The sequence below is a fragment of the Alteromonas sp. DY56-G5 genome (genome assembly GCF_041414725.1).
GTDB lineage: Bacteria > Pseudomonadota > Gammaproteobacteria > Enterobacterales > Alteromonadaceae > Alteromonas > Alteromonas macleodii.
On sequence record NZ_JANHZQ010000001.1, the window covers coordinates 114,799 to 130,956 of the forward strand.

The window sequence follows — 16,158 nt, forward strand, 5'->3', positions numbered from 1 at the left end:
AAATGCCTAGATTTGAGAGAATCACGCAAAATCTAACAAATCAGTACCGAAGAAGTTATCGATGACACAGCGCCATTCACCACTTGCATCCCTTTGCAGAACGTAAACGGCGCGCTTACCCTCGCAGGGTAGGGCGTTGGGTGTTGCTTTAGGAACAAGGTAAAGCTTAGCGACGACTAGCGCTACGTCACCGGCTTGTATAACCCGTTCATCTCCGGTTGTAACAAAATGATCGGGCATGAATTTCTTTTGAAATTTAAGCAGGGCATCAACGCAGTCTCGCTGCGTGGCATGTTCTTCAGCGGCTTGGTTTTGCGTTGAGCTGGACATAGGGGTCGCGACCACTGTTGCATCGCTAGCATAACATTGGGATAAGGCGTCTTGATCGCCGCGGTTAACTGCGTCATGCAACTGTTGTAACACGTGAGATATTGGATTGTTCATGGCTGTCGTTCCGTTATTTTTACCGCAAGACGAGCCAATAAAAAACCCGCCTTTGCGGCGGGTTTAGTGAATTCTATTTACGCACTAGCTAACCCGCCCATTCCTTAGAATAGCGAGAATAATAATCAGCGCAGACGCTGAGTAAGCAGTATGTGTATTCGTGTTCTTAGGCATAGTATTTAAAAACAGTGCGCTGCTAGTGAGTATTTAATGACCCGAGTATCCTGTGCATAATGAAGAAAGTCAATGGGTTTTTAGGTGTAGAAATTAGACCCATGCGAGTGGGTGGGCAAGCGGTAAGTGTAAGGTATAAGATGTAACGCTACCCTAGGCTTCAAATATGGTAATGCGAATAATCGTGCCCTGCTTTAAACAATCATAAATATCTTTATCAGTGAACCCGCTATTGCGGAGAAGTTGCCTGGCAACTAGCTTAGCGCCTTTTGTACATTGCTTGTCACGTATTATTCGAAGTGCTTTGTTTAAATAACTAATAGAAGGCATGATAAATAACCTTACGCGCTAGGCGTGAGTTTTGTATGATATTTAAACGATATATTTTGGTGTAATGATCACTCAAACCATACAAACTGTGTTACGAATTAAGGTGGAATTTGACCCTTGGAGTTACTTTATAGCTGGTTAACGGCCAATGATGCGATGTCGATGTCATCATCAGTAGTACTTGTTGTTACCTCCTTCTTTACGTCGATGATGACAGCAACGCTGGGTATTGGTGGCGGGGTCTTATTACTGGCAGTAATGGCCGGTACTATGCCAGTCAGTGCGCTGATCCCGGTTCACGGTTTAGTTCAGCTTGGTTCAAACGGCAACCGTGCACTGATGACTGCAAGGCATATCGACTGGAGTATGCTGAAGTATTTTTCTTTAGGCGCAATCGTTGGCGCGTTCTTGGCGTCGTTTATTGTGGTTCAGCTGCCGTTGGTTATTATACAATTTGCGGTTGCCGCATTTATTTTATTTCTGGTGTGGGGGAGTAAACCCAAAGCACAAGAAATGAACCCCGCGGGTAGAACATTGGCAGGGTTAGTAACCACGTTGGTTTCAATGTTTGTAGGTGCTACAGGGCCTTTGGTGGCGGCATTTGTACACCGAAATAATTACAGCAAAATGCAGATAACCGGCACGTTTGCCAGCTGTATGACACTGCAACACGGCCTTAAAGCGTTTGTTTTTACCTTTGTAGGATTTTCCTTTGCCCAGTGGGCGGGGCTAATCATTATTATGATTGCCAGTGGTGCGCTCGGCACGTTTTTCGGCTTGAAGGTATTAAAGCGTGTCCCCGCTGAAAAATTTATGCTGGCGTTCAAGATAGTGGTGACACTGTTAGCCCTGCGGCTCTTGTGGCAGGCATTCTCAGCTTTATTTCCCGCTGTAATCTAACACAGCTTTTTAGCTTCAAAATACTTACATTAGTGCACAAGTTTTCATTTCTAGCGTTTAAAACGGCATGTGTATCAGACATTAAGAGAAGATAAACCAGCGGAGGCAGACCACTGGTTTATCTTTTTGCCTTTAGCTTTTACTCAGGGCTGAACCTACATATTGCGTTTGGCTTTTGGGGTTTGAGTTTTAAACAATTAGAACCTGTAGCTCAGCGATAGATGCCACTCTCGTCCCGCTGCGGGTACTCGCTCACCTAGTACAACATCAGTATTCCTCACGCGGTTAATTCCCGCTGTGTGTGGGGCGTAATGCTTATCAAATAGGTTATGAACGGTTGCCGTTACCTGAAGGTTTGACTGTGCATTATCTATAAGGGTGAAAAGCCCCGTAATATGCACCAATCCATATCCAGCGGTAGTGTTTTCACTTTGTAGCGCTGAAACGTGGTTTTGTGCTCCTGCCAATTCTGACGTTAATTGGAGTGCCATTGGTGCATCAAGCAGCCGTGTGTCCCACTGAATGGTAGTGATGAGCTGTTCGGGGGCAATACGAAACAACGCATCGTCGATATCGTCGCGATTACCGTGCTGAACACTTGCTACTGCGTTAAGCTTCACGTTATCAAACACATTACCCGAAACAGTCAGATCTGCCCCTTTGATTACGGCGTCTGTATTAGTCCATTGAAATGGTGTTGTGCCTGCCATCATGGTGGAGACCATATTGGCAGCCATATTCATGCTGGGAGAACCAGTAATATAGTCTTCAATATCTTGATAAAAGAGACGAGGAGAAACTGACCAGCCTTTGAAACGGTAATCAATACCCACATCTATCTGGCGTGCTGTTTCGTTGTCTAGAGCCAAGTTACCAATGTAGTTAAACCCGTCTGCCATTCCCCCAGAAATACCAAGAGGTAGCCACGTATAGCGCTCGAAGTAAGTAGGGGCACGGTTTTTCTGCGATACGCCAAGGACAACATCGACATTGTCGCTGGCGTGATATCGCGTGCTAGCGGCAATATCTAACATGTTATAGCTCTTACTGCGTTCTGCCGCGTTGAAATCATCAACGAGTGAAGCAATGGCTGGGTTCATCATAACCATATTAGAACCGGCTAGCCCGGCATCCATGTCAACACGTGTATACCGGGTACCAATTGTTGTTGAATAAGATGCTTTATCTCGCTGCCATTCTGCGTATACGCTGGCTGTGTCTTTTTCTACGTTGGTAAAGTTATCAACGAAGAACATGCCGTTATTAGGGTTGGTGATGGTCGAGTTATTCCTGCTGTGGTGCAGATAGGCACCTAGTTTGAGGTCACCTTCATAAAATGGCATTACATAGGTGGCATCTACACCTTGAGCAATAGCATCAGCGTTATTCTCTCTCGCCATGTCGGCAGACATCACCATGCGCTGTGAGAAGTTATCCATGGCATGTTGGTTGCTGTTGCCAAACCAGCTTAACGTGAAGAACTCCCTATCGTTTGCGTTATAGCGATAGCCCAGTCGATACCAAGCGGCATCAATAAAACCAATGTCCATGGCTAAAGCAGGCGTGCCGCTTTCGTTAGTATTAAGTTGCTGATAACTCACATCGATTTGGTGATTGCCCCATTCGACGCCCGCCCTAAACTTACCGCCATTTCTTTGGTAATGGCTGTTTGGTATAACGCTGTTATCTCCCGACTCTTGTTCGTCGCGCTGCTGATGAGTGAAGGCGCCGCTAACAAAAGCCTGCTCACTCTTATAAAACAGATTGCCTTGGTATTGCTGACCGCTCCCCGGAGATATTACGCTGGCACTTACGCTACCGCTAAAGCCTGTATTCAAGTCAAAAAGTGCTGAGGCATCAGAGTGAATGCGAAGCTTTCCGCCTAGCGTCTGCACACCTGCACTTACTGGCACAATCCCCCGGCAAAGGGTGGCGGTCAGTCCTGGTTCTGGCAGCACATGAGAAAGGGGCGAGTCCATGGCGTTTGGTCCTGCTCCAGCAATATCAACGCCATCAATGCTTACGCCAACTCGGTCACCATAAAGTCCTCTATACTGAATAAGCCCAGTGACTGGGCCGTTTCGGGATATCGACACGCCAGGTAATGTGGCAAGCTGATCGCCGAAGTCAGCGTCAATATTGCTGGTAGCACTAACAGACTCTTGTTCGATATTTTGCGTGCTAAGGGAAAGCGGTGTGCCAATAACGGTGACCACTTCTGTCGAAGTGTTATCGGCTAAGTCGATGGTGTTTGCGTAAATGTGTACGGGCGCGCACGCAGTGAATACGGCAAGCGCAATGATAGATTGCTTCATAACAATTCCATTTTAAAAAACGAGTGTTGTGCATGGTGAAAGCATGCATGTTCAGTGTGTTTTTGGAGGTTGTTATGCGTGTGGTGGGGCACGACTTAGCGGCGCCGCGTAAGCAAAATCTGTAAAGGGCTTAGCCGCTAAACGCGCGACTAAAGCGCGATAGCGAACTAGTGATAGTAAAGGTAATGTGGCATGTAGTGGCTCGTCAACCTGAGGTAAGTCGGCTAACGTGCCATTGGTACAGTCAACGTGCTCGGCGGGTGCTTTGAGCAGTTCGGGGCTAACAAAAACGAACTCACCTTCAAATTCAGTGGCGCTAATTGAAATGTAGCGCATGGTCTTGCCAGTACAAATAAGTTCAATATCTTCACCTACAAACGCACGTGCTTGCTGCATAGTATGGGCAGCAAGGCCAAGTGCTAATGCATTTTGCAAAAGCATACAAAGGCAAAGTGTTAGTGTAAGTAGGCGTCTTAAAGTCATTTTTCTTTATCTGGTTAGCGCCTTTTTATCATAGCCTGCGTTTTGGTAATTTTTCTACCTATTATTTTTTACGTATCTCCAACCCCCGCTTTTTTCAGCTTTCTGTAAAGTGTACGGGTACTCACTCCCAGCGCTTGTGCAAGTTGCTGGGTATCGCCTTCAAAAGACGTGTGAACCTGACGTAAGTATTGGCGTTCCAATTCGTCTAAGGTCACAACGTTACTGTGAGATGACGAGGCATCATTGATAGCATCAGAGCTTATGTTATCGAGCTCGGGTAAGTCTGTATCGTAAATAACGGTTTCATCAGCCAGTAAAATAGCTTGGTCTACAATGTTTTTGAGTTCGCGAATATTGCCTGGGAACGGGTAGTTGGTTAGTTTTTCTAGCGCGTTTTTATGAAACCGTTTTTTCTCTTTAGACATTGCCAAAAAATGAGCGGCTATCAGTGCTATATCTGATTTTCTTTGTCTTAAAGAAGGGAGGTTGATAGGAAAACCGGCAATGCGGTAGTAGAGGTCTTGTCTGAATTCGCCCGTTTCCACCATGTGCTTTAAATTTTTGTGTGATGCACACACCAAACGAAAATCAGCCTTTTTAGACACTGTGCTTCCTACAGGTCGATAAGTTTGAGACTCGAACAGCCGCAGAAGCTTTACTTGTGTGGAAAGTGGGATATCGCCGACTTCATCAAAAAACAATGTGCCGCCTTCCGCTGCTTCTACGAGCCCTTTCTTATTTGTGGTTGCGCCTGTAAATGCCCCTTTTTCATAACCGAATAGTTCGCTTTCAAGCAGCGTGTCAGACATGCCGGTACACTCGATGACAACAAATGGTTTGCCAGCACGGTGACTACTCGAGTGAAGTGCTTGGGACACCAGCTCTTTACCCGTGCCGGTTTCGCCAAACAGTAGTACTGAAATATCTGAGTTAGCGGCGCGATTTATTTTGTTTAGCATTGCTTTAAATGCCTCTGATTCGCCGACCATCTTTCCTGCTGAAGGTCGGTTTGAGGCAAACGAAAGCTTATCAAGTATTTCCAAGAAACCTAATAATTCTCCGCTACCGTCGAAGATCGGGCGCATGAGGATGTCGCAGTAGCTTTGACCCTCACTGGTGGTATGAACGTGTACTACGCTAGCCGCTCGTCCTGTGGCTTTACTCTCTTGCATGGGGCAATGCTCGCCGCACTTATCGCAAGGTTTGCTGTTGCGGTGAGAGACTTGATAGCAGGTACTAAAGCCAAGCTTTATATCCACAGGGTAGGTATCTCTGTAGGGCTGGTTGACAGCTTCAATAACGTAGCTTGGGTTAATGAAGATTGCGGGTTTATCTATCGCATCTATCATCGCTTGTACTATGGATATATTCATGGGTGGCTGAATATTAGTTTGTTCTAATTTAATTTTGGCAATTTATCATATTGGCATAGAGCTTGTTCACTGTTTGAGACAAACGACAATACTTCGGTAGCAACTCATTCAATTCCAAAGAGAGTTTTATAATGAAAAATAGCGTAATGCTGATGGCGATAAGCTTATTGGCAAGTAGTGCTCATTCATTGGCAGATACAGTGACTGCCAATGAGAAAAAAAGTGAAAACAGTGTACAGGAAAAAGTCAAAGAAGCGCGATTACACGCAAAAGCACTGGGAGGCGCGCTAAAGTCACGACTACAGCAAGCAATTCAATCCGGAGGGCTAGAGGCTGGCGTTAACGAATGCCAGATTGCAGCGGCTCCTATTGCTCTGGCGCTTAGTCAAAACGGGTGGGAGGTTGGGCGTACCGCGCTGAAAGTAAGGAACCCAAACAATGCGGCAGATCAATGGGAGCGTGAGCAGTTAGCGTGGTTTTCACAATTACTGACCAAAGCTAAGCAAGACAATTTGGCCCCTAAAAGACCTATTGAAACTTATCAATACGATAGCGAAAGCGGTGAGTTTAGGTACATGATGGCGATTGAACAAGGTCAGGTGTGCATGGCATGCCACGGAGCCAATGTGGCACCTTCAGTAAAACAATCCATTCTAAAGCACTATCCCAATGATCAAGCTACAGGGTTTGAATTGGGTGATTTACGGGGTGCATTCACAATCACATATACACCCTAACGCGCCCTATTCTCTACCTCTCAATGTTCACCTACGTGACCTTTCTCTTGTGCCATATTTGTCACCTAAATGACAAATATGGCGAATGCATCGCCATGAATTGTTGCGTTGGATCAATAAGCCACACGCTCGGTCGTGGAATAATTTATCTGCACAGTACGAAAATACCGCCGTTTATCGGTAATGCGCTTAAGCAGCCAAATTACTGATGTATGGCATAAACCGTGCTCTTGCCATGCGGCATATTCACGTGTTCATCACTGAATTTTAAACCACTTTTCTGCTAAGCGTTTAACGCGCACACGAAATACAAGGGAGATAACCCATGAGCGATACGTTAATAGAACTATCGCGGTGGCAATTTGCATTAACTGCAATGTTCCACTTTATATTTGTACCCTTAACTTTGGGGCTTAGTTTCTTACTTGCCATTATGGAATCGGTATACGTAATGACGGGTAAAGAAATTTATAAGCAGATGACCCAATTCTGGGGAAAGCTGTTTGGAATTAACTTTGCCATTGGTGTAGCCACAGGCTTAACCATGGAATTCCAGTTCGGAATGAATTGGTCTTACTATTCTCACTATGTAGGCGATATCTTCGGTGCGCCACTTGCCATCGAAGGCCTAATGGCCTTTTTCCTGGAGTCTACCTTCGTGGGGTTGTTCTTCTTTGGCTGGGACAAAATGTCAAAGGTGAAGCATCTGATGGCGACTTGGCTGGTGGCCATTGGTTCAAACTTCTCTGCACTGTGGATCTTGATTGCTAACGGCTGGATGCAATACCCGGTAGGCGCTGAATTTAATTTTGAAGCCATGCGTATGGAAATGACCAGTTTTGCTGAGGTTATTTTTAACCCCGTAGCACAGGTCAAATTTGTTCACACTGTATCAGCAGGTTACGTGACCGGCGCAATGTTTGTGTTGGCAATTTCAAGTTACTACCTGCTTAATCATAAGCATATCGCCTTTGCGCGCCGTTCGTTCGCCATAGCTGCTAGCTTTGGCCTAGCCTCAACGCTTTCTGTGATCGTGCTAGGTGATGAGAGTGGTTATGAGCTTGGTGATGTACAAAAAGTGAAGCTGGCAGCAGTTGAAGCTGAGTACGAAACCCATCCTGCACCTGCGCCGTTTACCGTGTTTGGTATTCCAAACGACGAGAAGCAGGAAACCGAGTACGCCCTTCAAATTCCTTGGGCAATGGGCATAATTGCTACCCGTTCGTTAACCGAAGAAGTAAAAGGTATTAAGGATCTTAAAGAAGAGAATCGCGAGCGTATTCTAAGCGGAATTAAAGCCTATGAAGTGCTTGATGATGTAAGAAACGGCACCGCGACAGCTGAGCAACGTACTGCCTTCGACCAAAATAAAGACAGTTTGGGCTACGCTATGTTGCTAGAGCCTTTCACTGAGAACGTTTCAAATCCTTCTGATGCCGCGCTTCAACAGGCAGTAGATTACAGCATTCCGCCGGTTGCCCCATTGTTTTGGAGTTTCCGCCTTATGGTTGTGGCTGGCTTTATTATGCTTGCGCTATTTGTGTGCGCCTTTTACTACAGCACTAAACACAAGATTACTAAGCCACGTTGGCTATTAAAAAGCGCGCTCTACGGTTTGCCGCTTCCTTGGATTGCCTGTGAGGCTGGCTGGTTTGTCGCTGAATATGGCCGCCAACCATGGTCAATTGCAGAGGTGCTTCCGGTGCATACGTCGGTATCTAATCTCGCCGTAAGCGACGTGGTAATAACCCTTGTAGCCTACAGTGCTTTCTACACCGGCATGTTCATTATTGGTTTTTACCTAATGAAGAAGTTTGCCAAGAAAGGGCCAGTTCCACCTGAAGATAAGCAGCCTGACACTGAATTTGATCTTATTGACCTTGATGAGCAAGGAGCAAAAGCATGATTGATTATGAACTACTGAGAGTCATTTGGTGGTGCTTGGTTGGCGTTCTGCTAATTGGCTTCGCGGTTACTGATGGCTTCGATTTGGGCGTTGGAGCACTGCTCACGCTTATTGGTAAAAATGACAAAGAGCGCCGCGTAATGATAAATACAGTAGGGCCGCACTGGGATGGCAACCAAGTTTGGTTTATCACCGCAGGTGGCGCTATTTTCGCCGCGTGGCCTATGATTTACGCCACTGCGTTTTCTGGGTTTTACCTCGCGCTGGCCCTTACCTTAATTGCCCTTTGGATGCGCCCGATAGGCTTTGATTACCGCAGTAAATTACCTAACCCGCAGTGGCGTAAAGCGTGGGATTGGGCGTTATTTGCTGGCGGTATTATCCCAGCCCTTATCTTTGGTGTGGCGTTTGGTAACCTGCTGTTGGGCGTACCGTTTGAAATGGACAGCACGCTTAAATCAACTTACACAGGCTCGTTCTTTGGCCTTTTAACACCGTTTGCGCTGGTGGCAGGACTGCTATCTGTGGCTATGTTGCTGAATCACGGTGCAACCTGGCTACAAATGAAAACCGATGGCTTTATTGAAGTTCGCGCACGTGCAGTATCGGTTGTGTTAAGCCTGGCTGGTGTCACGCTATTTGTACTTGCAGGTCTTTGGGTAGCATTTGGATTAGATGGCTTCGTGATTACGTCGGCAGTCGATACCATTGCTACGTCAAATCCACTTAAGAAAGAGGTTGCCATTGAAGCTGGAGCTTGGGTGAGCAACTACAGCAAATACCCCCTTATGATGGCAGCACCTGTGCTGGGTATTATTGCTGGTTTGGCCTGTGCGCTTTTCTCTAAGAAAGGTAAAGCAGGCATGGCGTTTGTATCGAGTGCGCTATTTATAGCAGGCGTTATCTTAACAGCTGGCTTTTCAATGTTCCCATTCCTAATGCCAAGCATCACTATGCCAGAGGCGAGCTTAACCGTATGGGACGCTACGTCTAGCCATATGACGCTAAACGTAATGTTTATCGTTGCCTGTATCTTTGTGCCTATTGTACTTAGCTACACGGCCTATAGCTTTTACGTAATGCGCGGGCGCATTAAAAACGAAGACCTCGACCAGTCTCACACCATTTATTAAGGAGAACGCTATGTGGTATTTCGCTTGGATTTTAGGAGTTTTGCTGGCGTGCTCTTTTGGCATTATCAACGCCATGTGGTTGGAGTCGACGGAAAATATGGATAGACCCGAAGAGCAAGAATAGAAGTGGAGGTAGGCTGGCCGCAAGGACACGGGGTGAACTCGTCCATGGGGGCTCATCAGTAGCGTCCCTGCCGCTGAGGGTTCTTGCAGCCAGCCCACCACTTGGAAAAGAATGAAAAAGAAATGCGAAATTTGCTTTCATTACTAAGTAACGCAAAAGAAGAGTCAAAACCACAGTGATCAAAGAAAAAGTTCCCAACCGGCAAACGCTCAACGCGTGGTCCAATAAGATAGATAAGGCGCAGTCGCTTGGCTTGCGTACCTCTCTTACGGCCCAAGTAATGGTTAAGTGTTTGTCGCTTTTTTCTTTGATTATTGGGTTCTATTATTTTTCTCATATTGCTCATGACTGGGTAGTAAACCAGACTCCTGCAACAGCGAGTGATGTCACAGGACTTGCCGTTTCTCTGGGAATGAGTTGGCTGCTTCAAGGCGCATTCAATGCCTTATCTAGTAGTGCAAAAATGCAGGTATTAAATAAGCTAGAACAGCGCTTGCAGCAGGTTTTCATCGAGCGTCAATATGCGCTTATTCGCCAGCACTCGGTTTACTATTGGCAAACGGTGTGGCTGCAGCACTTACAGGCTTTTGCTGACTGGGCACTTGAATATCGAGTGCAGCAAATGATTGCAGTTGTTGTCCCCTTGTTTGCTTTAGCCGTTATCTTTTATGTGAACCCCGTTATAGGGATTGGCCTATTACTAACATTGCCGGTAGTGCCGCTTTTTATGATTATTGTGGGTAAAGGGGCGGCAGCGCTTCATCGAAAGCACTTTATCGCTCTTGAACGTTTGGGAAGTTTATTTACTGATAGGGTAGCCGCGCTGCCGATGCTGGCAAATTATCAGGCGCATCAAAAACAAACAGTCCTGCTTAAAGATGCCAGTGAAAATTTGAATGCGCGTACTATGAAAGTAGTGAGCGTAGCGTTTTTGTCCAACAGCGTGCTCGACTTCTTCGCAACACTCGCGGTTGCACTTACGGCAGTATTTATTGGTTTTTCACTGTTAGGTGAATTGAGTATTGGGCCGGAAATAACGCTCCATCAGGGCTTATGGATATTGCTGACTGTGCCATTGTTACTCAGTGAAATGAAAAAGCTGGGGCAGGTATACCATCAAAAGGCGCAAGCAGAAGCCGCCAAAGCTGAACTCGCGCCGTTATTCTCGCGCTTCACACAAAATCTTGATGGTAGTGCAATGAACCCGGTCAACGATGACACAACCCACCATTATTCATCAGAACACAAGGTATTGCTTACGGCTAATAACCTTAAGGTTTTTGACATAAACGCCCCGCAACCTCGCTTGCCGAGCGGTAAGGATAAATCGGCTGTTGATGATACTCCTGCACTCTTGCACGCTGAATCTCTAGAAGTATCAAAGGGCGATAAAATACTCATTAGCGGGCGCTCTGGTTCAGGTAAAACACTATTATTAGAAGCCTTAGGCGGTCAAAGACCTAGCACACATACATTCAGTGAACCGGTAATTTGGATAACCCAGCACCCCGTGATCACGGCAGGTACCGTGCGTGAAAATTTGTGTTTAAACGACAGCTTTACAGACGACGCGCTTATGAAAGCGCTAGAAGCAGTAGAACTTGACTTGTGGCTGTCGTTATTGCCTTTGGGGCTTGATACGGTAATGACGGATTATCCACTGCTTTCAGGTGGAGAAGCGCAAAGGCTGTCGCTTGCGAGAGCGCTGTTGCGCAAAGACAATATATGGTTGCTCGATGAACCCACGGCCCATTTGCCAGATTCCCAGCATGCAAGATTGGCACAGTTAATTGAACGTTTGGGTAGAGACAAAACACTGATTTGGGCTTCTCACAAAGCACTCCCTGCAAACTGGTTTAACCGCTTTTGGACGGTATCGCGAAGCACGCCCGAACAAGACGCCATTTTCAACTCAAAGTCAAAATCAGAGGCAGGGCTTAAAAGCAAAATAGGCGCATTACAAGACGAGCACCTACAAGGCTGTAGCAGTGTGACGGCAACGAGCTTTAAGGCGAATGCCAATCAAAAGGAGTGTGGCCTTGATGAAAAGTAAACCGGCTTATCTCACGGTACTGCTTGCTCTTTTACACGGTGTGGCAGGAATAACCATTCTTGTTATTTCTTCGTGGTTTATCGCTATCAGCGCTATTGCACCAATAGGTTTTAATTACGTTATTCCCGCGGTGGTTATTCGCGCGCTAGCACTACTTCGCATTGCTTCGGGATATGCCAGTATGTGGGTGGGTCATAACGATTTGCTTACCCGTATCGCAGAGGGGCGCTTGCTTGTATTCAGTCAACTTGAAAACAGTAAAATTACCGACAAAGCATTCACAACAGAAGCATTAGCCCAGCATACCGAAACGCTTGCCAGTCGGTGGATTGCTTGGATAGCTCCGCTTTCTAACATCACATTTATATTCACTAACCTTTGCATTGTTGCAGTATGGTTTGACCTTCCCGGCACCTCGTTTTTACTTACACTTTTTGTTATTTGGCTCTTCATCGTTGTGCTGCAAGGCTTTAGTGGTTTAAACGTTGCGAAAAAAGCGACAAAGGAAAATAAAGTGTTTCGCCATGAGTCAGCCGACTTTCTTAACTGCAGCGCTATATGGCACTTAAATAAAGCAATGAACAACATGCCAAAGGAAGAGGGTGGGCATGCGATCAATAGCATGCCGAGTGCTGACAGGGTGTGGCGACAACAAACTACGCAGAAAGACAAAGCTTTACGCGCGAGCTGGTGGTTTCAAGGCGCGGCATTTTTTGCGGTAGTGTTAGTTATGTCGGGCGCAGTTAGTCCAATATCTGACTTTTCGTATATGCCTATTGCTATTGTTGTGCCCATGATATTGATGGCTGCGCCTGATTGGGCTGGTGCAGCTTTTCACAGCATTACCAAGTTTGCACAGCACAAACAAAGCGCGAAAGCCCTTAAGAAGCTCAAAACCTCACCCATTAAAGTACTTGAACGCACCGAACTGCACCATTCACTTACGTTATCTGGCTATACTGCCAAAAATAGACGCTTACCTTTGGTCAATGCTACATTCCCAGCCACTGGCATCGTATGTATATCCGGGCCGTCAGGCTGTGGTAAGTCATCTTTGCTTCAGTCAATTGCGGGGGTTGTGCCTTCTACTGGACTTAAAGAAGTGGATGGCATGCGTATAGCCGATGGCTTAATTAAAAACTGGCGCTATGTGGAACAAGAGCCAATAGTGCTTTCTGGCAGTGTCTCTTCAAATTTAGACCCTGCCGGAATGGGTATTCCCCTTGATGACATGACTAACCTGTTAGCTCAATTAGGGCTAGAGGCACTGTTGCCGTTGTCTATGTGGGTTGGCAAGGCGGGTAGGACGCTCTCTGGGGGAGAGCGTAAGCGACTAGCCTTAGCGCGCGCTATTTTATCTCACGCAAAAGTGTTGCTTGTTGATGAACCCTTCGAGGGCTTGGATGTGACTACTCAGCATAAAGTGTGTGAGGTATTAAATCGCTACGCTGCCAACCATCTCATCCTAGTTGCTTCTCACGTTACGCCAAGCGCGTTAAATGTATCATCAACACTACTATTAGAAGAGGCTAGAATGAATAACCTTTGTGCAGGTCAGCATGCTATCAGGTTGCCTTAATATACAGGATTGACCTCAGCTAAGCGGATCGCTCAAATTCTTCCGTGATTTCTTCCAACGTTCTTCCCTTTGTTTCTGGGAAGAACTTAGCAACTAAGATCAGGCTGACTAAGGCAAACACGCCGTAAATTGCAAACGTGGCCGCGGCTCCCAAGTTGGCCAACTCCCAAGGGAAAACAACTTGAACTAGAAAACTGGTGAGTGAATTCACCATGCCAACTAATGAAATAGCCAAAGCGCGGGTTTGATTCGGAAAAATTTCAGCAAGCATTGCCCACATCACTGGGCCAAGAGACATCGCGAACGAAGCAACAAACGCAATAATGCCAAACAACACTAAAGGTGCATTCATATTAATACTGCTAGTTAGCAATGGTTGCTGATACGCATCGTATTCGTCGCTGGTAAGTGTGGTCTTTAGCGTGCGCTTAAACTCAACGTCTGAATAGTAAATATCGTTGGTTAGTGGAGTTAGCTTTATTGCCACACTCGGCGCATCTTGCTGTATTTCGTTTATGGCCGTTTGCTGTACTTGATATGTCGCCTGTTTAAAGCCATAGGTACAAATAGACATGCTGATCACTACGCCAGTTAAGCCAATCAGCAGCAGCGGTTTTCTTCCCCATTTATCAATAGTTAGCATAGCAACCACGGTAAATGCTACGTTAACCAAGCCAATCCATACAGCCTGCATAAATGCCGCATTGGTACCTACACCGCTTTGTTCAAAAATCGTGGGCGCGTAAAAAAAGATAACGTTAATGCCGGTAATTTGCTGAGCAATGGCAATAATAATGCCCACCATTAACGGAAATCGCATGGCCTTCGCCTTTAGAAAGCCTAGGCGTTCACGAAAAGGCCACGACTTTTCTTTAAGTGAAGACGCTATATCTTCAACAAGAGCGCTGGCTTGGGCTTTGTCGAATAAGCGGTTTATAACCTGTTCGGCTTCCTCGTGTTGGCCTTTTAGTACCAGCCACCTGGGGCTACGCGGAATAGTAAACAGTAAACCAAACCATAGTGCTGCGGGGATAACCTCCAAGCCCAGCATGTAGCGCCACAAATGCGTATCTATACTCCATTCAGTAACCCAACCTGCACCGCTATTGCTGAGCTGCAACAGGTAATAGTTGGTGAAATAGGATAGGGCGAAGCCAAATACAATGTTTAGCTGGTTCACCGACACCATTTTGCCTCGGTTTTCTGGGGCGCTTATTTCCGAAATATACAGCGGGGCAATGATCAGCGAACAAAACGCAATGCCGCCAATAAAGCGAGAAAGCACTAATAGTTCGAAATTAGGGGCTAAGGCTGAGCCGACAGAAGAAAGCAGGTAAAGGAAAGCGACAAGAATGAGGGCTTTGCGCCTGCCAATAGCGTCGCTAACGCCGCCGGCAAATAGCATGGCTATTAGCGCGCCTAGTGTCGGTGAGCTTACGACGAAGCCTTGCTGCCAATCGCTTAGGTTAAATTCGGCATCGATAAAGCCATTGGCTCCTGCTATTACACTGGCATCGAAGCCAAAAATAAACCCTCCAAGAGAGACAATGAGTGTGTAATACAGCGACGGAGACAGGGCTTTATTCATTTTATAGTTTGCCTAATGTGTCCCTATTTACTACTTCGGGTTCAAATAAGTGCTCAATAGGAATAGGGCTTTTTATGTCATAAACATGTTGTAGCACCCAATAAGCAGCCATTTCTCCCATAGCGTGAATAGGGTTATTAATTGTAGTGAGTTTCGGATAAAGGTAGCGCGAAAACAGTACGTTATCGAAGCCAATGATAGAAAGCTGGGACGGTATATCAAATCCCGCTTCTCTTGCGGCGGTCATTGCACCAGAGGCCATTTCGTCGTTCGCGCATACCAATGCGGTAAAGTCAGAGAATGTTTTCTGAAGATGCTGCATGCCTTCTTGGCCTGATGACTCGTGGAAGTCACCTTCAAAGACACTGTTTTCACTAAAGGTAACCCCTGCTTCTTGAAGGGCTCTTTTGTGACCTGCCAGACGATCGCTCGCATCCTTTTTAAATAGCGGCCCGCTAATGTACGCAATCTTTTTGTGGCCTGCATCAATAGCAGCTTTCGTTGCCATGTAGCCGCCTCTTTCGTTGTCCACAACAAAGCAGTTCTCGTCGAGAGCGTCCACTTTTCGGTTTATCACAACAACGGGGATCTTACTGTCTACTAGTGTTTTTAAGTAGTCATCGGAGACGGCTTCAGCGTGAAGAATCAAGGCATCGCAACGGCGGCTTTTTAGAAACTCAATAGCTTCGTGCTCGCGCTTTTCATCCACATGACCGGCGGTAATAATAACGTGCTTACCGTTTTGTTTAAGTACATGTTCTACCGTACTCATCAAGTCGCCAAAGTAAGAGCCGTGCAGTTCTGATACGAGCAAACCGACGCTGTTAGTGCGGTTTGACGCAAGAGATTGAGCGATGGCATTGGGTTGATATCCCAACGATGCCATAGCATCCTCTACTTTTTTGCGGGTGCGCTCGCTTACCTTCGCGTTGCCATTCATAACGCGAGAAACGGTAGCTAACGAAACACCTGCGGCCTCTGATACTTGGTAAATTGTTGCCATACGGTTTGGTACTTGT

The 16,158-nt window shown here is 46.3% G+C and carries 13 protein-coding genes; 7 read left to right on the top strand and 6 right to left on the bottom strand.

The genetic code is table 11. The annotated features are described in order from the left end of the window. Positions 1-21: 21 nt before the first annotated feature. Positions 22-444, bottom strand: coding sequence for a nuclear transport factor 2 family protein (locus NO989_RS00470; protein WP_014951158.1), 423 nt, complete (start codon positions 442-444; stop codon positions 22-24). A 621-nt stretch (positions 445-1,065) separates the two neighbouring features. On the opposite strand from NO989_RS00470, the gene NO989_RS00475 reads away from it, so the two are divergent. Beyond that, on the top strand, positions 1,066-1,848 hold the full coding sequence (locus NO989_RS00475; RefSeq protein WP_371341861.1) for a sulfite exporter TauE/SafE family protein: 783 nt from the start codon (positions 1,066-1,068) through the stop codon (positions 1,846-1,848). A gap of 197 nt (positions 1,849-2,045) precedes the next feature. On the opposite strand, the gene NO989_RS00480 is transcribed toward NO989_RS00475, so the two are convergent. The 3 genes from NO989_RS00480 to NO989_RS00490 form a co-directional block, all read right to left on the bottom strand. Next, complete coding sequence (locus tag NO989_RS00480) at positions 2,046-4,163, bottom strand: TonB-dependent receptor plug domain-containing protein (protein WP_371341862.1); 2,118 nt, start codon at positions 4,161-4,163, stop codon at positions 2,046-2,048. A gap of 72 nt (positions 4,164-4,235) precedes the next feature. Continuing rightward, positions 4,236-4,646 carry a hypothetical protein gene (locus NO989_RS00485; RefSeq protein ID WP_014951154.1) on the bottom strand — a complete coding sequence of 137 codons (411 nt, stop codon included), beginning with the start codon at positions 4,644-4,646 and terminating at the stop codon, positions 4,236-4,238. A gap of 68 nt (positions 4,647-4,714) precedes the next feature. Further along, entirely contained in the window at positions 4,715-5,995 is a 1,281-nt protein-coding gene (locus NO989_RS00490) for a sigma-54 interaction domain-containing protein (RefSeq protein ID WP_371341883.1), read from the bottom strand. A 155-nt stretch (positions 5,996-6,150) separates the two neighbouring features. On the opposite strand from NO989_RS00490, the gene NO989_RS00495 reads away from it, so the two are divergent. The 6 genes from NO989_RS00495 to NO989_RS00520 all read left to right on the top strand — a co-directional run bounded on the left by NO989_RS00495 (position 6,151) and on the right by NO989_RS00520 (position 13,551). Further along, positions 6,151-6,756 carry a DUF3365 domain-containing protein gene (locus tag NO989_RS00495; protein WP_371341863.1) on the top strand — a complete coding sequence of 202 codons (606 nt, stop codon included), beginning with the start codon at positions 6,151-6,153 and terminating at the stop codon, positions 6,754-6,756. Between the two features lie 325 nt (positions 6,757-7,081). Next, positions 7,082-8,662, top strand: coding sequence for a cytochrome ubiquinol oxidase subunit I (locus tag NO989_RS00500; protein ID WP_039229177.1), 1,581 nt, complete (start codon positions 7,082-7,084; stop codon positions 8,660-8,662). Next, positions 8,659-9,795, top strand: a complete 1,137-nt coding sequence (cydB, locus tag NO989_RS00505) for a cytochrome d ubiquinol oxidase subunit II (RefSeq protein ID WP_061486755.1) — start codon at positions 8,659-8,661, stop codon at positions 9,793-9,795. Before NO989_RS00500 ends, cydB begins: the two co-directional genes overlap by 4 nt. Positions 9,796-9,805: 10 nt before the next feature. Beyond that, the gene (gene cydX / locus NO989_RS00510; protein WP_061486754.1) at positions 9,806-9,919 is read left to right on the top strand and encodes a cytochrome bd-I oxidase subunit CydX; all 114 of its coding nucleotides are present in this window, start codon (positions 9,806-9,808) and stop codon (positions 9,917-9,919) included. A 175-nt stretch (positions 9,920-10,094) separates the two neighbouring features. After that, positions 10,095-11,972 (top strand): ATP-binding cassette domain-containing protein, encoded by a 1,878-nt coding sequence (locus tag NO989_RS00515; protein WP_371341864.1) that lies wholly within the window; start codon positions 10,095-10,097, stop codon positions 11,970-11,972. Further along, positions 11,962-13,551 carry an ATP-binding cassette domain-containing protein gene (locus tag NO989_RS00520; protein WP_371341865.1) on the top strand — a complete coding sequence of 530 codons (1,590 nt, stop codon included), beginning with the start codon at positions 11,962-11,964 and terminating at the stop codon, positions 13,549-13,551. The genes NO989_RS00515 and NO989_RS00520 overlap by 11 nt, the downstream gene beginning before the upstream one ends. Positions 13,552-13,570: 19 nt before the next feature. On the opposite strand, the gene NO989_RS00525 is transcribed toward NO989_RS00520, so the two are convergent. Together NO989_RS00525 and NO989_RS00530 are read right to left on the bottom strand one after the other, a co-directional pair. After that, positions 13,571-15,139: a sugar porter family MFS transporter gene (locus NO989_RS00525; RefSeq protein ID WP_014951146.1), complete on the bottom strand. Its 1,569-nt coding sequence runs from the start codon at positions 15,137-15,139 to the stop codon at positions 13,571-13,573. A 1-nt stretch (position 15,140) separates the two neighbouring features. Next, on the bottom strand, positions 15,141-16,142 hold the full coding sequence (locus NO989_RS00530) for a LacI family DNA-binding transcriptional regulator (protein WP_014951145.1): 1,002 nt from the start codon (positions 16,140-16,142) through the stop codon (positions 15,141-15,143). Positions 16,143-16,158: the final 16 nt, after the last annotated feature.